The organism is Pectobacterium brasiliense (assembly GCF_013449685.1).
GTDB classification, from domain to species: domain Bacteria; phylum Pseudomonadota; class Gammaproteobacteria; order Enterobacterales; family Enterobacteriaceae; genus Pectobacterium; species Pectobacterium brasiliense_A.
This window is the reverse complement of the sequence record NZ_JACDSF010000033.1, coordinates 183-22,005: the sequence shown is the minus strand read 5'-3', so window position 1 is coordinate 22,005 and position 21,823 is coordinate 183. Positions and strand designations below refer to the sequence as shown.

Below are 21,823 nucleotides of genomic sequence, written 5' to 3'. Positions count from 1 at the left end.
GTGATTTTTTTTAAAAAGATGCTCAATATTAAATCGGCAACCCGGATGAAACAATGAATCAAGACCAACAAGCAGACATTTCTGCATCTACCCTCTACATTGTCCCCACGCCAATCGGCAATCTGGGCGACATCACGCAGCGTGCGCTAGCGGTATTGGCGAGCGTTGATCTGATCGCCGCAGAGGATACCCGCCATACCGGTCTGCTGTTACAACATTTTGCGATTAATGCGCGACTGTTCGCATTACACGATCACAACGAACAACAAAAAGCGGATGTGTTGCTGGCTAAATTGCAGTCAGGACAAAGCATTGCACTGGTTTCAGATGCGGGCACGCCGCTGATTAACGATCCCGGTTACCATTTGGTTCGACGCTGCCGTGAAGCAGGCGTTCGCGTGGTGCCGCTGCCGGGCGCTTGTGCGGCGATAACGGCGCTCTCCGCGTCCGGTCTGGCGTCTGACCGTTTTTGCTATGAAGGTTTTCTGCCCGCCAAAACCAAAGGTCGCAAGGATAAGCTGCGTGAGCTAGGGGAAGAGACCCGCACGCTGATTTTCTACGAATCCACACATCGTCTCTTGGACAGCCTGCAGGATATCAGCGAGGTGCTGGGAGCTGAGCGCTACGTGGTGCTGGCACGTGAAATCACCAAAACCTGGGAGTCGATTCACGGTGCGCCGGTGGGCGAACTACTGGCCTGGGTGAAAGAAGATGAAAACCGGCGCAAAGGGGAAATGGTGCTGATTGTGGAAGGGCATCAGGTTGACGACAGCGCGCTGTCGGCGGAAGCGCTGCGCACGCTGACGCTATTGCGTGCCGAGCTACCGTTGAAGAAAGCGGCGGCGCTGGCTGCAGAGATTCACGGCGTGAAGAAAAACGCGCTTTACCGCTATGGGCTGGAGCAAGAAGGCGATAGCGGTGAATCGGAGGATGACAAGTAGGGCGATTTGCCCTATCATCCGCGCCGGAGTTGACCAGACAGTCGCCGCTTCACTGCCGTCCCTTTCGGGGGAGACAGGTGGAGGGGAGGAAAGTCCGGGCTCCATAGGGCAGGGTGCCAGGTAACGCCTGGGAGGCGCAAGCCTACGACTAGTGCAACAGAGAGCAAACCGCCGATGGCCCACGCAAGTGGGATCAGGTAAGGGTGAAAGGGTGCGGTAAGAGCGCACCGCGCGACTGGCAACAGTTCGTGGCACGGTAAACTCCACCCGGAGCAAGGCCAAATAGGGGTTCACATGGTACGGCCCGTACTGAACCCGGGTAGGCTGCTTGAGCCAGTGAGTGATTGCTGGCCTAGATGAATGACTGTCCACGACAGAACCCGGCTTAACGGTCAACTCCCTTCATCATAAAACCCCGCTTCGGCGGGGTTTTGCTTTATGGGTGCAGGCAAGATGAATGACTGTCCACGACGCTTTTTATGAAAGAAAGCGGCTTAACGGTCAACGCCCTTCATCATAAAACCTCGCTTCGGCGGGGTTTTGCTTTATGGGGGCAGGTAAGATGAATGACTGTCCACGACGCTTTTGATGAAAGAAAGCGGCTTAACGGCCAGTGTGAAGTGATGCTTAGGAGATACTATAATAAGTGCTTTTAAAAGTGCTATTATTAGTGTGTTTAAGTCGCTTTTGACTAACTGAATTGAGTGAATGAAATTATGGCTTTCAACATCCTAACTAACACAGCCGCCAGTATTACTGAGTTGAAACGTGACCCGATGGGGACGGTACGGGCTGCTGAAGGTGAAACTATCGCTATACTGAACCGGAATGAGCCGGCGTTCTACTGTGTGCCTCCTGCCGTATTCGCTTATTTAATGGAATTGGCTGAAGATGCAGAGCTGGGGCGTACCGTTGATGATCGGATGTCAGAGCTAGCTGACGCGGAAGAGATTTCGCTCGATGACCTATAAGTTAAAATTTGTGCCTTCTGCAATGAAGGAATGGAAAAAGCTAGGGCATCCTGTCCGTGAGCAGTTCAAGAAAAAGCTGGTTGAGCGTTTGGAAAATCCTCGTGTTCCTTCAGCCCAGCTTCATGGCCGTAAAGACCAGTATAAAATTAAACTGAAGTCCGCTGGCTACAGGCTGGTGTATTTGGTTCAGGATGAGACCATTACTGTGATGGTTATGGGAGTTGGAAAGCGCGAAGGTAGCCAGATTTATTCTGATACGAAAGGTCGCTCTGCTTAATCTGGTCTTTTGCGAGTTCCATCCCTTGTCGGTAGTTTTTCTTGCCGCGTGTCATACCTTTCAAATTAATTGATGTTCTCCATCACATAACTCTGACTTTTTCTGTGTCATAAAGCGCGTAAAGTAAGGCCATCGCGTGCGGCTGCACGCTCGCTGACATCTTTCAGAGGATATGACTATGAACAACACTTCCCGGATGCCTGCACTGTTCCTCGGCCACGGTAGCCCGATGAACGTGTTGGAAAACAATGTGTATACGCAGGCATGGCAAACGCTGGGTGAGACGCTGCCGCGTCCGAAGGCGATTATCGCGGTTTCTGCCCACTGGTATACCCGTGGTACGGCTGTGACGGCGATGGAAAACCCGCGCACCATCCATGATTTTGGCGGCTTCCCGCAGGCGCTGTTTGATACCCAGTATCCGGCACCCGGTTCGCCTGAATTGGCGGCGAGGATCCAACAGGTGTTGGCACCGTATCCCGTTACCGCCGATCAAAGCCAATGGGGTTTGGATCACGGCTCCTGGGGCGTACTGATCAAGATGTATCCCGATGCGGATATTCCCGTTGTGCAACTGAGCGTGGACGGTACGCAGCCTGCCGCGTATCACTACGAATTAGGGCGCAAGCTGGCAGCCCTGCGTGATGAAGGCTTCATGATTGTGGCGAGTGGCAACGTCGTGCATAACCTGCGGATGGTGAAATGGGATGGCGACGCTGAGCCGTATCCGTGGGCCATTTCGTTCAATCAATTTGTGCGTGATAACCTGACTTATCAGGGCGACGACCATCCGCTGGTTAATTTTATGCAGCATGATGGTGCCGCATTATCCAACCCAACACCCGATCACTATTTCCCGCTGCTCTATGTGCTGGGAAGCTGGGACGGTAAAGAGGCGATCGGCATTCCTGTCGATGGGCTTGAAATGGGTTCGCTGAGTATGTTGTCGGTACAGGTGGGGTAATCCGCTTTTGGCGTCAGTAATGAATAAGGCACGGTGAAAACCGTGCCTTATTAGTTTCAATTTTGCGGCTTAATCCAGAATGGTATGCGGATAGAAGCGCGAGAGATCCTGAGTGATCAGTGCGCGATCTTCACGTACGCCGATACCACAAGGTTGATCGTTTACCAGCCAGCTACCAATCAGCGTGTAGCTGTCGCCGAATTTTGGCAGTTGATGGTACTGCTGGACGATCATCCCTTCTTCGCCGTAAGGGCCATCGGCTGACGCAATCTCTTTGCCATTTTCGACGATCTGGATGTTCGCCCCTTCGCGTGAAAACAGCGGCTTAATGACGTAGCTGTCTAGTTCAGGGTGTTCATCTTCTGCGAAATAGGCAGGAAGCAGGTTGGGGTGGTTTGGGAACATTTCCCACAGCATTGGCAGCAACGCTTTATTGGAAATAATGCTTTTCCAGGCCGGTTCCAGCCAGCGCACGCCGGCATCTTCCAGCTTGGTGGAAAACATCTCGCGCAGCATGAACTCCCACGGATACAGCTTGAACAGATTACCAATTACCTGATTTTCAGGGTCGGTAAACTGGCCTTTCTCACCGAGGCCAATTTCCTCAATGTACAGAAACTCGCTCGGCAGACCGGCTTCCAGCGCGCAATCTTGAAGGTATTGCACCGTGCCGCGATCTTCTTCCGTATCTTGACAGCAGGCGAAGTGCAGCAGGCCGAAGCCGTGATTGAGCTTTAGCTCTTCAAAGCGTTCGATCAGCTTTTCCTGAATGCTGTTGTACTGGTCTGAATTCTGCGGCAGGTTTCCGGCGTTGATTTGATCTTCCAGCCAGAGCCACTGGAAAAAGGCCGCTTCGTACAGCGATGTCGGCGTATCCGCATTGTTCTCCAGCAGCTTGGCTGGAGATTTGCCGTCATACGCCAGATCGAGGCGTGAATACAGCGAAGGCTGATTGGTGCGCCATGAATGTCTGACGAATTCCCAGGTGTGTTTGGGAATACGGAATTTGGCGAGCAGCGCGTCGCTGTTGACGACTTTTTCCACCACCTGCAGACACATCTGGTGCAGCTCGGCGGTGGCTTCTTCCAGCTCTTCGATCTGAGCCAGCGTGAACTGGTAGTAAGCCTCTTCGCTCCAGTAGGGCTCGCCATACATGGTGTGGAAACGAAAACCAAATTCGGTGGCTTTTTCCTGCCAGTCAGGACGCGCTGTAATATCTATCCGCTTCATCTAATACGTCCTCAGCCGCCCATGCTACGGGAAGCGCTGGAACTTGAACTGGCGCTGCTGCGCTGCATGCTGTTTTGCTTCGCGACGGTTTCACCAAAGCCACCACGCGTGATGGTTGAGGTCGTTGCAGGCTTCGGTGCCAGAGCGGTTTTCGGCACGGTCATCGTGCGGCCTGTTGTCGCGTTGCCGTAGTTTTTACCAGCGGCATCAACGAACTGGCCATTGGCCGGGCTGGCTGGTGTTTTTGGACTGAACAGCGGCTGCTGTGCGAAACCGGCACCGCCACCCATCATTCGGCCCATCATGTAGCCGGCCATCAACGGCATCCAGGACATACCGCCGCCCTGCTGAGATTCTGCTGCCATACCAGCCTGTGCTGGTGCAGGCGTTTGAGTACACTGCGCTTCGCCGAATTCTGCTACGCAGTCTTCTTTCGTTGCGTATTTCGGTGCCGTTTTTTCTGCTTCTTTTAACGCATTATTGTATGCAGTGGTGCACTGGGCAGCCATGGACGGGTTAGCGGAAGAACAATCATCCGCATTCTGGTAGAGGGAGACGGTTTCATCAGTTTGCTCGCAGCCCGCGAGGAAAAATACGGCGCTGACGGCCAAAGCAACAGGCGCAAGACGGTGCGTCCGCCATTCCTTGCGGAACGTTTCCTGATTAATATTTTTTGTACGTTTCATCGTGTTTATCCCAGAGCAAAGCATCACGGCCAATAACCAATAAGTGTGCCTAAGAATAGGGGAACGCTGCTTGAATTTAAAGCGGCAATAGGTGTAACGGAAGGTGTCTTTACGTTGCTATACATTCTGTTGTGCAACGTTTCGCTTTATAGCGAAAGAAGGTGGTTCCTGTGTTCTGGTGCTGTCGCGCTATTTTGTGGAAAAGACATAGGTATGAAAAGGGGAACCGTGGTTCCCCTGTATTTGATGCGTGTAAACGCGGCTATCGATTAACGCTGCGCCGAGGCGGTAGTGGCCTGCGGAGCGGTGTTGTCGGTTACGGCTGGCGTGGTGGATACCGGCTGGCCCAGTGATGCATTCAGTGCCTGCAGATCGGCTTCATTCAGCGTCCCTTGCGCGGATTTGATGTTTAACTGATTGATCAGGTAATCATAACGAGCGCTAGAGAGCTGCTGTTTGGCATTATACAGCGTAGTGGTGGCATCCAGTACATCAACGATGGTGCGCGTACCCACCTGATAACCGGCTTCCATTGCATCTAGAGAGCTTTGTGCAGACACTTCAGCCTGTTTGTAAGCGTTGATGCTGCTGATAGACGCGGAAATATTGTTAAACGATGAACGTACCGTTTGGATGACAGAACGGTGTGCGCTTTCCAGCAGTTCACTCGAGCTAACATAGCTGTGCTGCGCTTGCTTCACCTGAGAATTGGTCGCGCCACCGCTATACAGTGGCAGAGTGAAGTTAATGCCCACTCGGTGTTGCCCTGCGTCAGTGTCATTGAAGTTGCCGCTATTCGTCCGTGAACCGGAGTAACGAGTATCACTCACGCCCGTTGATGCGGTGAGATCCAACGTCGGCATATAGCCCGTTTCTGCTGAACGAATCTGCTCACGCGCCAAATCCTGGCTCAAACGTGCGGACAACAGATTCAGGTTGCGATTTTCCGCTTCTTTCAGCAGGTTATTAACCGCTTCAGGTTTCTGGGTAGAGAAACGCTCGATGTTCAGACTGGCCAGTTGTGGGTAGAAATTGCCGGTGATCTGACGCAGTGATTCCAGCGCGTTATCCAGCGTATTACGGGTCAGCACTTCATTTGCCAGCACGCTGTCATACTGTGCCCGGGCGTTCTGGACGTCGGTAATCGCAACCAGACCCACGTTGAAGCGCTGTGTTGTCTGATCCAACTGGCGATAAATCGCCTGCTTCTGCGCATTGATGTAAGACAGCGAGTCAATGGCACGCAGAACGTTGAAATAGGCGGTTGCCGTGTTCAGCATCAGGTTTTGCTGAGCGGTCTGATAGGTAACGTCTTCAATACCCGCTTGTTTTTCCTGCAACGTCAGCGCACGCCATTTGGACATGTCGAACAGCGTCTGGGTTAACTGCAATGTCGCGCTTTTCTCGTTGTTGTTGACGCCATTGCTGTCACGGTAACCTTTGTTATACGTATAACCGGCGTTGATTCCTAACTGCGGCAGTAACGGGCTACGTGATTCGTTAATTTTTTCAAACGCGGCGTCGCGGGTTGCCGCAGAGCTGCGTAAATCAGGGTTGGTGCTTTTTGCCTGTTGGTAGACTTGTAACAGGTTTTCCGCCTGACTCATGGCGCTAAAACCGCCCAGGCTCAGACCAATCAGAAGAGGGAGCAATTTCTTCATTTGCATTCCTTGTTGTGCAGCAATCTCGCTATGGTAGCGCTGTCTGTAGACGAATAATTGTCGATTCTATCAGAATCTGCCAATAGGATAAGGTAGCTGAACGTGCCATCTTTCAGCGGAATATGCCCACAAGGTCAGGTAAATTGACCTGTTGGATGATTCAGTGCGGCGTTTTGCTGTTCAGTCAGGCACCGAAAAGTGATGCGATGGGTGAGACCCCCCCTCACTTGGCCGATGCCACGCCTAACAAACGTTCAAAAACAATGATGAGTATAATGACAGCGGATTCCACCATACAATACCGGATTCCATTAATACTTGTTACAGGAGTAAAGCTATGGCGTCTTCCGTATCCGGTCCGGTTACTTTCACCAAAGATGATGTAGAAATTATTGCACGCGAAACGTTGTACGACGGTTTTTTTTCGCTGGAGCGTTACCGTTTCCGTCATCGCCTGTTTAATGGCGGCATGAGCGATGAGGTCAGCCGTGAGATCTTCGAACGTGGCCATGCCGTGGTGTTACTGCCTTACGATCCGGTACGTGATGAAGTGGTATTAATCGAACAGATTCGTATTGCGGCCTATGACACCAGTGCATCTCCCTGGCTGTTTGAGCTGGTGGCTGGCATGATTGAGCCAGGAGAAAGCCACGAAGAGGTGGCGCGGCGCGAAGCAGAGGAAGAAGCCGGATTAAGGGTTGGCCGTTGCCGAGCGATAATCAACTATCTTGCGAGTCCCGGCGGCACCAGCGAGCGTATGGCAGTGATGGTGGGCGAGGTGGATACACTTACGGCGAAAGGGATTCACGGTCTGGCGGAAGAGAATGAAGATATCCGCGTACATGTGGTGAGCCGTCAACAAAGTTATCAATGGGTTGAAGAAGGCATCGTTGATAACGCCGCGTCTGTCATTGCCTTGCAATGGTTGGCGTTGCACCATGAAGAACTGAAACGTGAGTGGGTGGATTGAATTTATGAAACGTTATACTCCGGATTTCCCTGCCATGATGAGGCTATGTGAAACCAACTTCATGCAATTGCGGCGTTTGTTGCCAAAAATTGATGAAGTCGGTGAAATCGCGGTTTATCACGTCAATAATGCGGTCTATCAACTGACGATTCTTGAGTCTACTCGCTATACCTCATTGGTGGAAATTAAGCAGACAGCGCCCACTGTCAGCTACTGGAGCCTGCCAATGATGAGCGTTAGGTTGTATCATGATGCGTTGGTTGCGGAAGTGTGTGCCAGCCAGCAGATCTTTCGTTTCAAAGCACGTTATGATTATCCGAATAAGAAGTTACATCAACGTGATGAAAAGCATCAAATTAATCAGTTTCTTGCTGATTGGCTAAAGTATTGTTTGGCGTATGGTTCGATGTCGATACCGGTTTTTGATACCCAATAGATTTCAAGACGCAGGACGGCGACAGTCGAGCCAACAAGGGAAAGCAGCGTATTCTGCAATTTGAAAGATGACGGGTAGAGACAGATTTACGTAACCAAGGACACCATTTGGAAAGCCTGTTGACACTGCCTGTGGCGAGTGGCGCCAGAGTCAGGATTTTACAAATAACAGATACCCATCTTTTTGCGGGCGAGCATGAAACCTTGCTGGGTATCAACACCTATCGTAGCTATCACGCTGTGCTGAATGCCATCAAGGCTCGGCAGGATGCGTTTGATTTGATCGTCGCGACGGGCGATTTGGCACAGGATCACACGCTGCAAGCCTACCACCATTTCTCACGCGGGATTGCGCAGATCCCTGCACCTTGCGTATGGCTTCCGGGTAACCACGATTTCCAGCCGGCGATGGTCGATGCGCTGGCTGACGCCGGTATTGCGCCGTCCAAGCATGTGCTGCTGGGCGACAAGTGGCAAATCATCCTGTTGGACAGTCAGGTATTTGGCGTCCCACACGGCGAGCTGAGCGAATACCAGCTTGAATGGCTGGAGCGCAGTCTGAAAAGTCAGCCCGATCGCTTTACGCTGCTGCTGCTGCACCATCATCCGCATCCTTCTGGCTGTACCTGGCTCGATCAGCATAGCTTGCGCAACGCACATAATCTGTCTGCGGTGTTGGATCGCTATCCACAGGTGAACACCGTGCTGTGTGGCCATATTCATCAGGAGATGGATTTTGACTGGCACGGCCGCCGCTTGCTGGCCACGCCGTCGACCTGCGTACAGTTCAAACCGCACTGCACTAACTTCACCATTGATGACGTGGCGCCGGGCTGGCGCTATCTGGACCTGCTGCCAGATGGCCGTCTGGAAACCGAGGTCTATCGTCTGTCAGGCAGCGAATTCCTGCCTGACATGGATTCGGACGGTTACTAATGCCAACGCTTCTTTATCTGCACGGCTTCAACAGTACGCCACAGTCGGCAAAAGCGACGGCTCTGCAAACGTGGCTGGCAGAGCGGCACCCTGAAATTGACATGGTGATTCCCCAGCTTCCACCGTATCCGTCGGAAGCGGCCGAGATGATGGAGTCGCTGATTATGGAGCGGGCCGGTCGTCCGGTGGGCATTGTTGGCTCTTCCCTCGGTGGTTATTATGCCACCTGGCTATCCCAGTGTTTTATGCTGCCTGCCGTGGTGGTGAACCCTGCGGTGAAGCCGTTTGAACTGTTGCTGGACCATCTGGGCGAATATCAGAACCCCTACACCGGTGAAAAATATGTGCTAGAGTCTCGGCACGTTTACGATCTGAAGGTCATGCAGGTTGACCGACTGGAATCGCCGGATTTGCTCTGGCTGCTGTTGCAGACAGGGGATGAAGTTCTGGACTATCGTCAGGCAGTCGCGTATTACACGGCCTGCCGTCAAACTGTGGAGTCAGGGGGCAATCATGCCTTTGTCGGATTTGAGCACTTTTTCGCACCGATTGTGAATTTTTTAGGGCTCACGACAGACTGAATCACCACACATAGGCATTGAAAAACGAAGCGCCGAAAGCGGTTCGTTAAACACCATTCACTGAACTCAAAGAATTAACGCAAACTATGGCTCAATCAAGTTATAACGCTGATGCGATTGAAGTACTCAGCGGACTGGAACCGGTGCGCCGTCGTCCGGGAATGTACACCGATACCACGCGTCCTAACCATCTGGGACAAGAGGTCATAGATAACAGCGTTGATGAAGCGCTGGCGGGCCATGCACGCCGTATTGATGTGATTCTGCACGCCGATCAGTCGCTGGAAGTCATTGATGACGGCCGTGGGATGCCGGTGGATATCCACCCAGAAGAAGGCGTACCTGCCGTTGAACTGATCCTGTGTCGTCTGCACGCAGGCGGCAAATTTTCCGGTAAAAACTACCAGTTCTCGGGCGGTTTGCACGGCGTAGGGATTTCCGTGGTGAACGCCCTGTCTACCCGCGTTGAAGTTACCGTTAAGCGCGATGGTCAGGTGTACGACATCGCGTTTGAAAACGGCGATAAAGTGCAGGAACTCACTGTAACCGGCACCTGCGGACGTCGTAACACCGGAACACGCGTGCATTTCTGGCCGGATGAGAAGTTCTTCGACAGCCCCCGTTTTTCCGTCTCCCGTTTGACGCACCTGCTGAAGGCCAAAGCGGTCTTATGTCCCGGTGTGGAAATCATCTTCAAAGATAAAGTTAACAACACCGAGCAGCGCTGGTGCTATCAGGATGGCCTGAATGACTACCTGTGCGAAGCGATAAATGGCCTGATCACGCTGCCGGAAAAACCGTTTCTAGGGTCGATTACTGGCGATACTGAAGCCGTGGACTGGGCGCTGCTCTGGCTACCGGAAGGCGGTGAGCTGTTGACGGAAAGCTACGTGAACCTCATCCCGACGCCAATGGGCGGGACGCACGTTAACGGCCTGCGCCAAGGCTTGCTGGATGCGATGCGCGAGTTTTGCGAATTCCGCAATATTCTGCCGCGCGGCGTGAAGCTGAGTGCAGATGACATCTGGGAACGCTGTGCTTACGTGCTGTCGGTCAAAATGCAGGAACCGCAGTTTGCCGGGCAGACCAAAGAGCGTCTCTCTTCCCGTCAGTGCGCCGCGTTTGTGTCTGGCGTGGTGAAAGACGCTTTCAGCCTGTGGCTGAACCAGAACGTACAGGCTGCGGAGCAGTTGGCCGAGCTGGCGATTTCCAGTGCTCAGCGCCGTATGCGTGCCGCCAAAAAAGTGGTGCGTAAAAAGCTGACCAGTGGGCCTGCGCTGCCAGGCAAACTGGCGGATTGTACCTCGCAGGATCTCAACCGGACGGAACTGTTTCTGGTGGAAGGGGATTCGGCGGGCGGATCGGCGAAGCAGGCGCGCGAACGTGAATTCCAGGCGATCATGCCGCTGAAAGGTAAGATCCTGAATACCTGGGAAGTCTCCTCCGATGAGGTGCTGGCGTCGCAGGAAGTACACGATATTTCAGTCGCGATCGGTATCGATCCTGACAGCGCCGATCTCAGCCAACTGCGTTACGGCAAGATCTGTATTCTGGCGGATGCGGATTCCGATGGCCTGCATATTGCGACGCTACTGTGCGCGCTGTTTGTCCGCCATTTTCGGGCGCTGGTTCAGGGCGGGCACGTTTATGTCGCCATGCCGCCGTTGTACCGTATCGATCTGGGCAAAGAGGTGTACTACGCGCTGGATGAAGAGGAAAAAGCGGGCGTGCTGGAGCAGCTTAAGCGCAAGAAAGGCAAGCCTAACGTGCAGCGCTTTAAAGGTCTGGGCGAAATGAACCCGCTACAGCTGCGCGAAACTACGCTGGATCCGAATACTCGCCGTCTGGTGCAGCTGACCATCAGCGAAGAGGATATGGACCAGACGATGGCGATGATGGATATGCTGCTAGCGAAGAAACGCTCGGAAGATCGCCGCAACTGGCTGCAAGAGAAAGGCGATAAGGCGGAGATCGAGGTCTAACGCTCGGTTAAATGCTTCACCGACGGCGGGTAGATTCGTTTATGAAAGTCACGCGGTGTATTATCGCAATAGTCAGCTAGCGGTGCGCATTACCTGCTTTCTCGATTTTATGAGCGAGGAACTCACGGAAAATCCGCTGTGAGGCGTTGCCCACAGCGGTAGAAAGGTACCTAAAACGTCGATCTGGCAAAGTGTTCGTCCAGGTGCCTGCGTTAATCAGCAAAATGTGTGTTCGCGCATAACACTATTGATTAGAAGTCCACGTTCACACCCAGTTGGAAGGTTCGACCAGGCTGCACGGAGAGGGCGCGGTCATACTGCCCTTGCCGATCGTTGGTCTCAATCTGGCGGCTGCTGAGGTAATCCCAGTATTTACGGTCAGTCAGGTTATACACGCCGCCGTTGATTTTCACGTTTTTGGTCACGCGATAGTAGGCGGTCAGGTCAACCATGCCATAGCCGGGAATGCGCATATATTCGACATTCGAGGTGGCGATCGCGTTGCCTGCATTGGTGTAGCTTTCACGGCTGGTATCTTTCGCCTGTTTCCCTTTCTGGAAGGTAGACGTCACGGCGGCACCGTAGCGCTGGGAAGGATCGTCGTAGGCGATACCTATCACGGCTTTCATCGGGGCCACGCTGTCGAGATCGACATAGCGGTCGCCGAGGTAGTGCGATTGCGATTGGCCTTTGGTGTAGCCAAACGCCAGCGTGGTGCTGAGCCCATCAACTGCTGGGAACCAGGTGCCTAGCTGTATTTTGCTGCTGACCTCACCACCGTAGATGTAGGCTTTATCGCGGTTTTCCGCCTGGAATATCGTGCTGATATTACTTGGCACATTGACGAATTTATCGGGGCTGGCGCTACGACGGTAGCGGGTATTGGCGATAAAGTTCTTATACGTGTTGTAGAACAGCGCGGTACGGAAGGTGACCCCCTCCGTCGCTTCCCCTTTTAATCCCCACTCTACGTTGTTGCTGGTTTCCGTTTTGAGGTCGCTATTGCCGATAAAGGCATACTGGAACGGCCCGGCAAAGTTAGAATCCAGGTTGGTGCTGCCATAAAGCTGGCTGGCATCCGGGAACTGTGCGCCACGACGGTATTGCAAATAGGTTGTCAGCGTCGGCGTGATGTCGTAGAGGAAGCTCAGAGACGGCAGGACTTGCGTATCGCTGTTGGCTTTGCCGTACAGTCTGTTGACATCGGATTCACTGATGACACTACCGTCACCGCTCAGGCGAACCGTGTTGGTCGGTTTGGTACGCTGATGGATGGCGCGCACGGCAGGGACAACCGAGAAGGCGTGCCCCGCCAGATCCCACGTAGCGGTGTCCTGCACAAAGCCGCCGACGGTGTAGCTATTGCTATCGGCTTCCGGCTGCATGATGTTGTTGGCACCCGTTTGGTTAGGCGACTGCCTGAACGGACGCTCTGTTTTGCTTTGGCTGGCGTTAAGGCCCCAACTGAACTCGTGGCGATCCCAGCTTTTCACCATATGGGTATCGAATCCATAGGTGGTGACATTGTAGTCGGAATAGACGCGGTGGCTATCTGCTGCCGCTATTCCTGTAGTTGCGGGCAGCCAGGTATTGTCGTGTGATTCGCTGTTTTGGAAGTAAATGCGGCTATCAACCAAATCGACCAGCGTGTTGTTAACGGGTGTCCAGCGATCTTTCAGGCTGGCGGTCCAACGGCGTGTCTCGCTGCTCTGTTGTGCCGTGCCGTAAATGGTGTTGTTGCCGCTTGGCAGACTACCCCAGTAGTCATAATGGGTATGGTTGGTTCTATGGTAATAATCCAGCGTACCGGTGAGCTGATGCTCGTCGTTAACCTGCCAAATGCCGGACGCCAAAATGGCGTTAGAGTGCCAGTTGGCGGGGTACGCGGCGATCTCGTCGCTGTTATTACGCGTTTGCTGGCCGTCACGGCGGCTAAATACGACCACACCGCGCAATTCGTCATCACCGCCTGCTGCGGTGATGCCATTATGCCAACCATGGTTGGCAGAGTCGTAGTCGCTCTGAAAACCGAAGTAGTCCTGCTTGCCTGCTTTCAGATAGTCATCGGCAGATTTTGGCCGAAAGGAGACCGCCCGACTCAATATCGACGCTGCTGTACACGTAAGGGTCGATATAGTCCCGTCCCATGCCGAAGGTATTGAATCCGGCACGGCTGGCGTAGCTGCGGCCCGTGGCATTAGGCAGGGCGATGCCATCGGTATCGATCGCTACACGGTTGCTTTCAATGCCGCGAATGTTGTAGCCCGTGTAACCGCCGCGGTCGAAGCCGCTTTTCCCTGTATTGCTGCCGCCGCTGGATCCTGTTGCGCTCACCAAAGGTTGATAGCGCATGATCGTGCCGAAATTGTTGCCGCCTTCTCTTTGCATGTCTGCGGCAGTCAGCGTCGTAATTGAACCGGCTTTTTTCTCGACTTTTGGCGAGTGAACCGTCATCACATCGTCAGTCTGTCCCGTTTTCGACGCCGAATCGTCTTGATTCTTCACGTTGAGTGCGTTGTTACCTGTGGTGCTATCCGCTGCCATCCCGTTCAGCGCAACGCCAGTCAAGATGCCGGTGAGAAGAATTTTATTTAAATTCTTGTTAATTAACATAATGATACTCTGCTATAAGGTTGTTCTGGCCAGCGGCGTTGGGGAAACATGGCGTGCTGGTCGCTAACGTCTGCAAGGGAAATGCAAAACGGCAAATAACATTAATTATCATGTGGTAATGATAACCATTATCAATATGCTAAGCATTATCATCTGATGTTGCAACGATGATGAATAATTCTTAATGAAACGGGATGGTTGCTATCAAAATGAAAGCGACTGGCTATGCCTCAATGAGGCGTAATGAAATGACTGACTTATGAAACCGAACACTACGAGCTGGACGATGATGAAGCGCTTAACCGCGAGTACCCGGACTCATTCTGGATACCGGCTAAAGAAGTACGTGACTCACTCCTGTGGCGCGGTTCCCTGCGAATGGTTCCCTGTGACATCACCTCATTAGATAAGGTACTATTCTCGCCAAACATACCGCCGCTATGGCGTGCCGGAAAGCGTAACCATCGCGCCGCGATGTGAGGGAAGTGAGATAAATGAGTGAGATGACTCATGACGGCGCAGAAAGCCTTGCGCTGCGCACGTTTACCGAAAATGCATACCTGAATTATTCCATGTACGTCATCATGGACAGGGCATTGCCGTTCATTGGCGATGGCCTGAAGCCTGTGCAGCGTCGCATCGTGTATGCGATGTCCGAGCTGGGACTGAATGCCAGCGCCAAATTCAAAAAATCTGCCCGTACCGTGGGTGACGTGCTGGGTAAATACCATCCGCACGGCGACAGCGCCTGCTATGAAGCAATGGTGCTGATGGCGCAGCCGTTCTCGTACCGCTATCCGCTGGTGGATGGTCAGGGGAACTGGGGGGCACCGGACGACCCGAAATCCTTCGCCGCCATGCGTTATACCGAATCGCGGCTGTCCAAATATGCGGAACTGCTGCTGTCCGAACTCGGGCAGGGCACGGTCGATTACACCCCGAACTTTGACGGCACGATGCAAGAGCCGAAGATGCTGCCTGCGCGTCTGCCGAATATTCTGCTGAACGGCACCACCGGAATCGCCGTAGGGATGGCCACGGACATACCGCCGCACAACGTGCGTGAAGTCGCCGCCGCCGCAGTGATGCTGCTGGAAAACCCGAAAGCCTCGCTGGACGAGTTATTGCAGCATGTTCAAGGACCGGATTTCCCGACGGAAGCTGAAATCATCACGCCACGCGATGAAGTGCGCAAACTCTACCAGAATGGCCGTGGTTCCGTGCGTATGCGTGCGGTGTGGAAGAAAGAAGACGGTGATGTCGTGATTACCGCGCTGCCACATCAGGTTTCCGGTGCCAGAGTGCTGGAGCAGATTGCCAGCCAGATGCGTGCGAAGAAGCTGCCGATGGTCGAAGATCTGCGTGATGAATCCGATCACGAGAATCCAACCCGTCTGGTGCTGGTGCCACGCTCAAACCGGATCGATATGGATCAGGTGATGAACCACCTGTTCGCTACGACCGATCTGGAAAAAAGCTATCGCGTTAACATGAACATGATCGGTCTGGATGGTCGACCGAGTGTGAAAGGGCTGGTCGAGATCCTGAGCGAGTGGCTGGTCTTCCGTCGCGATACCGTGTGCCGCCGTCTGAATTACCGTCTGGAAAAAGTGCTCAAGCGTCTGCATATCCTTGAAGGTTTACTGATTGCGTTCCTGAATATCGATGAAGTCATTCATATCATCCGCACGGAAGATGAGCCGAAGCCCGTTCTGATGCGCCAGTTTAGCCTGAGTGAAACACAGGCTGAAGCGATTCTGGAGCTGAAATTACGTCATTTGGCCAAGCTGGAAGAGGTGAAAATCCGCGGTGAGCAGGACGATCTGGCAAAAGAGCGCGATCAGCTTCAAGCGCTGCTGGCGTCAGACCGTAAGCTCAGCAACCTGATTAAGAAAGAAATTCAGGCGGATGCGCAAGCCTATGGTGACGAACGTCGTTCGCCGCTGCGTGAGCGTGGCGAAGCGAAAGCGATGAGCGAGCACGACTTTGTGCCGTCCGAACCGGTTACCATTGTGCTGTCAGAAATGGGCTGGGTGCGCAGCGCGAAAGGGCATGACATCGATCCTGCCGGATTGAGTTATAAAGCGGGCGATAGCTTCCGCGCCGCCGCGAAAGGCAAGAGCAATCAGCCGGTGGTGTTCATTGACTCCACTGGCCGCAGCTATGCGCTGGATCCGATCACGCTGCCTTCTGCACGTGGTCAGGGTGAGCCGCTGACAGGCAAACTCACGCCGCCGCCGGGCGCGACGATTGAACAAGTACTGATGGCCGCAGACGATCAGCCGTTGCTGATGGCATCCGATGCGGGCTACGGCTTTGTCTGTACCTTCAACGATTTGGTGGCGCGTAACCGCGCGGGTAAAGCGATTATTACGCTGCCGGATAACGCGAAGGCGCTGGCACCGATCGAGATCAAAGGTGACGATAACCTGCTGATGGCGATCACCGCCGCAGGCAGAATGCTGCTGTTCCCCGTTTCCGATCTGCCACAGCTGTCGAAAGGCAAGGGCAACAAGATTGTGTCCATCTCCTCGGCTGATTTTGCGGAAGGTAAAGATCGTCTGGCTCAGTTGCTTCTATTACCGCCGCAGGCTTCTGTCACGCTGTACGTGGGTAAGCGCAAGCAGTTGCTACGCCCCAATGATCTTCAGAATTATCAGGGCAAACGCGGACTGAAAGGCACGTTGCTGCGTGGGTTAAAAGGTATTGACCGCATTGAGGTGGATGCACCACAGCAGATTAGCAGCAGCGAAGAATAAGTCCTCCATATTGTTATGTGCATGTTGAGAAAGGTGGTGTCATACCGCCTTTCTTTAGTTTCCGGTTGCCATCTTGCAGCAAATTGAATCACCGTGTGTTTTAGCGCGAAATCGCTATACTAGCGGCGGCTGTCGGCTAATGAGGTTGCTATGTTATCCATTTTGCGTTTTTTTATTGTCGTTATCTTTTCGATTTTGATCTGTATTTTTGGCTTGTTTTACTGCCTGTTCAGCCCTCGAAATCCCCGCCATGTCGCGACCTTCGGCCATCTTTTTGGCCGTTTGTCCGTGGTGTTTGGCCTGAAAGTAGAAATGCGGATACCGGAAGAAGCTGCGCATTACGGCAACTGCATCTATATCGCTAATCATCAGAACAACTACGACATGGTCACGGTATCCAGCGCGGTTCAGCCTCGTACCGTTACCGTGGGCAAGAAAAGCCTGCTGTGGATCCCGTTCTTCGGGCCACTGTATTGGCTGACAGGTAACTTGCTGATTGACCGTGAAAACCGCGCTAAAGCGCATGGCACCATTGCCCAGGTCGTGAAGCATATTAAAGAGCGCAACACGTCTATCTGGATGTTCCCCGAAGGTACGCGCAGCCGTGGACGCGGCCTGCTGCCATTCAAAACCGGTGCCTTTCATGCCGCGATTAGCGCAGACGTGCCGATTGTGCCGATTTGCGTTTCTACGACCAGCAACAAAGTGAAGTTGAACCGCTGGAATAACGGGCTCGTTATCGTAGAAATGTTGCCGCCTATTGATACCGGCGCATATACCAAAGATCAGGTTCGCGAGCTGGCTGCACACTGTCATGATGTGATGGCGGCCAAGATTTCGGAGCTGGATGCGGAAGTCGCGGCGCGCGAAGCCGCAGACAAAAAATAAACTTACCCCATCGAGTTACGCGATTATTTCTTCCGATTGTCTATTCAAGAGCGAATCGGAAGATAAACTTTGCTTACGGTTTATTGGATTTACGGAGTCATTATGTCACTCAGCCGACGTCAGTTTATTCAGGCATCGGGCCTTGCGTTATGTGCGGGTATGACGCCACTGGCAGCTAAAGCCAGTGGGAATCCCGCCGCATTGCCGATACCGCCATTACTGGAGTCGCGCCGAGGCCAGCCGCTTTTTCTGACCATGCAGCGTGCCCATTGGGCATTCTCCGGTGACCGTAAAACCTCCATTTGGGGAATCAATGGCCGCTATTTAGGACCGACGGTGCGGGTCTATGACGGCGATGACGTTAAGCTGATTTACAGTAACCGCCTGAATGAGCCTGTCGCGATGACGATCGGTGGCTTGCAGGTGCCGGGGCCACTGATGGGCGGTGCGGCTCGCATCATCTCTCCAGGAACCGACTGGTCACCGGTGTTGCCCGTTCGTCAACCAGCGGCGACCTGCTGGTATCATGCGAATACGCCGAACCGCATGGCTCCGCATATCTATAACGGGTTGGCTGGACTATGGCTGGTGGAAGACAGCGCCAGTAAATCCCTACCGCTGCCCAATCACTACGGTGTTGATGATTTCCCACTGATTATTCAGGATAAACGACTGGATAACTTTGGTGTCCCTCTCTATAACCCGCCTTCTAACGGTGGGTTCGTGGGCGACTCGTTGCTCGTTAACGGCGTGCAAAACCCCTTTGTTGACGTGTCCCGTGGCTGGGTTCGCCTGAGATTGCTGAACGCGTCGAACTCTCGGCGTTACGTGATGCGGTTGAGCGATGGGCGAGCGATGCATGTGATTGCCAGCGATCAAGGGCTGTTACCGGCTCCGATGGCCGTGAACCAGCTTTCTCTCGCGCCTGGTGAACGGCGTGAAATTCTGATCGACATGTCACAAGGTGAGGAAGTGACGCTGACGGCAGGTGAGTCCGCTGGGATTATGGATCGTCTGCGCGGGCTGTTTGAGCCTTCCAGCATCCTGATTTCGACGCAAATACTTACGCTGAAGCCGACGGGGTTGTTGCCATTAGTCACGGATAACCTGCCGATGCGTTTGCTGGCCGACAACATCATTGAAGGTAGCATCAGTCGCACGCGCGAATTCCGTCTGGGTGATAGTCTGCCCGGCATCAACGGCGCGATGTGGGACATGACGCGTGCCGATGTACAAACCCAGCTTGGCCGCTGTGAACGCTGGATTATCCACGCCGACACGCCGCAGGCTTTCCACATTCAGGGCGTCAAGTTTCTGGTGCGCAGCGCGAATGGTCGGCCACCGGCGGTGGAAGACAGCGGCTGGAAAGATACGGTGTGGGTGGATAACGATGTCGAGCTGCTGGTTTATTTCACGCAGCCTTCCTCAATGGCGTTCCCCTTCCTGTATTACAGCCAGACGCTAGAGCTGGCCGATCGCGGCTCGACAGGACAGCTCATCGTACAGTCTGGGATGTAAACCAACCTATAGCTTGCCAGCTTCTCCGCGCTCCCCCTTTGCCGTGACAAAGGTAACGGCCGTGCGTCTGATGCGCAGCCTGCTCGTCAGACGGCAATGTTCCCGATCCCCATCTGTTTCTTAATGTGATCCACCTCTATTCAGACAAACCAAAATTAAAGATGCAGAGCCGCGCGGACGATACCTTATATATTGATGTTGCTATTAATTAAGGGTGAATTGCGTTTTGCGTCGCGCACTGTTCCGGACCTGATTATTACTAACAGAACATTTTTTATTACAACAATGTCAGCGTCCGAGCGTTTCGTTTCGCTATGAAATCAGCTTCACTTTCTGTTTTAACCTGTACGCAGCCAGAACGCTGCGCCACTAAAAAGGCTGCACTATGCGGGAATTACTGCTTTGGGTCAGGGATCAACTGGCTGGAGCGCCGTCGGCGCCTCGGTACATGCAGCTCGCGTCGTTGCTTGAATCAGAAATCGGCCGCCGTAAGACGTTATCCGGCCAGTTCTTACCCGCCGAAAGACTGATTGCGCAGCAGTTGGGATTATCACGCGTAACGGTTTCCCGTTCCCTGTCACTGCTGGAAGAAAAAGGGCTGATTGTGCGCCAACAAGGGGTGGGAACCCGCGTGGCTCAACGGCTTAACTACGCACTGAGCGCCGAGGATGAAGGGTTCACTGCGTTGATATTGAAACAAGGCGGTGTCGCTGGCAGTCTCTGGTTAGAAAAGGCAATACAGGTTCCACCCGCTGCCATTGCTGCGAAAATGTCTCTGCCGGAAGGTCAGGCTGTCACCTATCTGCGACGCGTCCGGCTCAGCAATGGTGAGCCCGTTTCGCTGGAAACGACCTGGATACCGCAAGAATTTCTACCCGACCCCGAAGCGCTTGAGCAGTCTCTCTATCAATATTGGGTGACGCGTGGCATCACGCCCGACAAAAAGCGCTATCGTTTCAAAGCGATGGCCTGTACGGCAGAAATCGCTGCGCTTCTTGGTATTGCGGCGGGGGCTCCAGTGCTGTATTGCCAACTGCATGTTTATAACGAACGGGGTGAACTGCTGGAATACAGCGAAGCACATTGCCGTAGCGATGTGTATGAGATTCAGTTCGCTGATTAGATGAGAAGAAAAATGCCAGCTCAGTGAAGGCTGGCATCGAAGGTAGATTAGTCGTTTCTCGGTTCGTCAGGGTCTGATCCCAGACGTTTCCCGCAGTCCAGCTTGGCAATGTCACTGAGCTCGTCTTTATCCAGACGGAAATCAAACACCTCGAAGTTTTCCTTGATACGCGACGGCGTGACTGATTTAGGAATCACCACCAACCCGCAGTCCAGATGCCAGCGAATCACGATCTGTGCCGGCGTTTTGCCGTATTTTGTCGCCAGTTTACGGATAATGGGATGGTCGAAAACGCCTTCGCCGCCCTGCGCTAGCGGGCTCCAGGATTCCGTCTGGATATGGTGGATAGCATTCCAGGCATGGAGCTGTCTTTGCTGGAGAAGAGGATGTAGCTCGACCTGATCGATGACCGGCAATACGCCCGTTTCTTCTTTTAGCCGCTGTAAGTGGTGAATATGGAAATTACTGACGCCGATACTTTTCGCCAGACCCTGTTCCTGGAGTTTGATGAGTCCGCGCCAGGCATCCACAAAGGTGTTCTGTTGCGGGAGCGGCCAGTGGATCAGGTAGAGATCGATATAATCTAACCGAAGTTTTCTCAGGCTCTCTTCCAGCGCTTTTTGGGGATCGGTGTGATCGCCATTCCAGAGCTTGGTGGTGATGAACACCTCTTCACGCGGCAGGTTCGCGGAACTCAGTGCCTGACCAACGGCCTCCTCGTTCTTATAAATCGCGGCGGTATCGATCGCCCGATAACCGATGGACAATGCTTCAGTCACGGCGATCACCGTGTCCTCATTGCTTGCTCGCCAGACACCAAGGCCCAACTGGGGCATGATATTGCCGTCCGCCAGCTTAACTTTCGGTTGCGTCATCTCATTCTCCTTTTATATCCGTTAATCCATAAAAGTATCATAGGGTTAACTGGATGGGCGACCTGTTCATATCACGGACATAGAGCCACGTGATCCCTCGCAGGAACAGGCATATGCTTTTAGTTTAGTAGAAAATTTGGTCGGTTATAGGTTGGCTGATGAAATCAAGCCCGTGCATATTTTGCATTATATACATAAGTAATTACTCACTTACACGCTAATCAAAATTGAGCAAATTATCGCCTCATTTACCATTAGCCTATCAAAACAACACATTTAAATTGGTTATTCCTTTGAATAATTTATCACTAACGCAAACTTTCAGCATAACTGCGCATTCTGCGCAACTTCTTGCTCACTTTCTGGTTGAAATCACTTTTTGCGCAATGGATGCCGTTTTTTCGCGAGGTCTG

17 protein-coding genes, 1 other RNA gene and 1 pseudogene are annotated in these 21,823 nt (G+C 53.1%); 14 read left to right on the top strand and 5 right to left on the bottom strand.

Going from position 1 to position 21,823, the window contains the following annotated elements:
* Positions 1 to 53: 53 nt before the first annotated feature.
* From rsmI to ygiD, 5 genes are all read left to right on the top strand, one after another.
* Positions 54 to 941 (top strand): 16S rRNA (cytidine(1402)-2'-O)-methyltransferase, encoded by an 888-nt coding sequence (rsmI, locus tag H0248_RS14185; RefSeq protein ID WP_110162829.1) that lies wholly within the window; start codon positions 54 to 56, stop codon positions 939 to 941.
* A gap of 25 nt (positions 942 to 966) precedes the next feature.
* Positions 967 to 1,345: RNase P RNA component class A (gene rnpB / locus H0248_RS14180), an RNA gene on the top strand.
* A 312-nt stretch (positions 1,346 to 1,657) separates the two neighbouring features.
* Positions 1,658 to 1,912 (top strand): type II toxin-antitoxin system Phd/YefM family antitoxin, encoded by a 255-nt coding sequence (locus H0248_RS14175; protein ID WP_039282788.1) that lies wholly within the window; start codon positions 1,658 to 1,660, stop codon positions 1,910 to 1,912.
* A complete protein-coding gene (locus H0248_RS14170; RefSeq protein WP_039282785.1) occupies positions 1,902 to 2,189 on the top strand; it encodes a type II toxin-antitoxin system RelE family toxin in 288 nt (95 codons plus the stop codon). Before H0248_RS14175 ends, H0248_RS14170 begins: the two co-directional genes overlap by 11 nt.
* A gap of 178 nt (positions 2,190 to 2,367) precedes the next feature.
* Positions 2,368 to 3,153, top strand: a complete 786-nt coding sequence (gene ygiD / locus H0248_RS14165) for a 4,5-DOPA-extradiol-dioxygenase (RefSeq protein ID WP_010280213.1) — start codon at positions 2,368 to 2,370, stop codon at positions 3,151 to 3,153.
* 69 nt (positions 3,154 to 3,222) lie between these two features.
* Here ygiD and H0248_RS14160 read toward each other — a convergent pair whose 3' ends face one another.
* The 3 genes from H0248_RS14160 to tolC form a co-directional block, all read right to left on the bottom strand.
* Positions 3,223 to 4,383, bottom strand: a complete 1,161-nt coding sequence (locus H0248_RS14160) for a glutathionylspermidine synthase family protein (RefSeq protein ID WP_010297418.1) — start codon at positions 4,381 to 4,383, stop codon at positions 3,223 to 3,225.
* Between the two features lie 11 nt (positions 4,384 to 4,394).
* Entirely contained in the window at positions 4,395 to 5,069 is a 675-nt protein-coding gene (locus H0248_RS14155; RefSeq protein ID WP_180786410.1) for a DUF1190 family protein, read from the bottom strand.
* Between the two features lie 269 nt (positions 5,070 to 5,338).
* Entirely contained in the window at positions 5,339 to 6,730 is a 1,392-nt protein-coding gene (gene tolC / locus H0248_RS14150) for an outer membrane channel protein TolC (RefSeq protein ID WP_180786409.1), read from the bottom strand.
* 337 nt (positions 6,731 to 7,067) lie between these two features.
* Here tolC and nudF point away from each other — a divergent pair, with 337 nt between their 5' ends.
* From nudF to parE, 5 genes are all read left to right on the top strand, one after another.
* Positions 7,068 to 7,700, top strand: a complete 633-nt coding sequence (gene nudF, locus H0248_RS14145; protein ID WP_180786408.1) for an ADP-ribose diphosphatase — start codon at positions 7,068 to 7,070, stop codon at positions 7,698 to 7,700.
* Between the two features lie 4 nt (positions 7,701 to 7,704).
* Positions 7,705 to 8,136, top strand: coding sequence for a DUF1249 family protein (locus H0248_RS14140; RefSeq protein ID WP_010280219.1), 432 nt, complete (start codon positions 7,705 to 7,707; stop codon positions 8,134 to 8,136).
* A gap of 107 nt (positions 8,137 to 8,243) precedes the next feature.
* Positions 8,244 to 9,071: a 3',5'-cyclic-AMP phosphodiesterase gene (cpdA, locus tag H0248_RS14135; protein WP_010297432.1), complete on the top strand. Its 828-nt coding sequence runs from the start codon at positions 8,244 to 8,246 to the stop codon at positions 9,069 to 9,071.
* Entirely contained in the window at positions 9,071 to 9,652 is a 582-nt protein-coding gene (gene yqiA, locus H0248_RS14130; RefSeq protein ID WP_180786407.1) for an esterase YqiA, read from the top strand. The genes cpdA and yqiA overlap by 1 nt, the downstream gene beginning before the upstream one ends.
* Positions 9,653 to 9,738: 86 nt before the next feature.
* Positions 9,739 to 11,634: a DNA topoisomerase IV subunit B gene (gene parE, locus H0248_RS14125; protein WP_180786406.1), complete on the top strand. Its 1,896-nt coding sequence runs from the start codon at positions 9,739 to 9,741 to the stop codon at positions 11,632 to 11,634.
* A 251-nt stretch (positions 11,635 to 11,885) separates the two neighbouring features.
* Here parE and H0248_RS14120 read toward each other — a convergent pair.
* A pseudogene (locus H0248_RS14120) lies at positions 11,886 to 14,178 on the bottom strand (TonB-dependent receptor domain-containing protein).
* 563 nt (positions 14,179 to 14,741) lie between these two features.
* On the opposite strand from H0248_RS14120, the gene parC reads away from it, so the two are divergent.
* The 4 genes from parC (at position 14,742) to H0248_RS14100 (ending at position 20,535) form a co-directional block, all read left to right on the top strand.
* Positions 14,742 to 17,006, top strand: a complete 2,265-nt coding sequence (gene parC, locus H0248_RS14115; RefSeq protein ID WP_180786405.1) for a DNA topoisomerase IV subunit A — start codon at positions 14,742 to 14,744, stop codon at positions 17,004 to 17,006.
* A gap of 150 nt (positions 17,007 to 17,156) precedes the next feature.
* On the top strand, positions 17,157 to 17,894 hold the full coding sequence (locus tag H0248_RS14110; RefSeq protein ID WP_180786404.1) for a 1-acylglycerol-3-phosphate O-acyltransferase: 738 nt from the start codon (positions 17,157 to 17,159) through the stop codon (positions 17,892 to 17,894).
* A gap of 102 nt (positions 17,895 to 17,996) precedes the next feature.
* A complete protein-coding gene (ftsP, locus tag H0248_RS14105; RefSeq protein ID WP_180786403.1) occupies positions 17,997 to 19,412 on the top strand; it encodes a cell division protein FtsP in 1,416 nt (471 codons plus the stop codon).
* A 385-nt stretch (positions 19,413 to 19,797) separates the two neighbouring features.
* Positions 19,798 to 20,535, top strand: coding sequence for a GntR family transcriptional regulator (locus H0248_RS14100; RefSeq protein WP_180786402.1), 738 nt, complete (start codon positions 19,798 to 19,800; stop codon positions 20,533 to 20,535).
* 47 nt (positions 20,536 to 20,582) lie between these two features.
* Here the strand turns inward: H0248_RS14100 and dkgA are convergent, their stop codons facing one another.
* Positions 20,583 to 21,410, bottom strand: coding sequence for a 2,5-didehydrogluconate reductase DkgA (dkgA, locus tag H0248_RS14095; protein WP_180786401.1), 828 nt, complete (start codon positions 21,408 to 21,410; stop codon positions 20,583 to 20,585).
* Between the last annotated feature and the right edge of the window lie 413 nt (positions 21,411 to 21,823).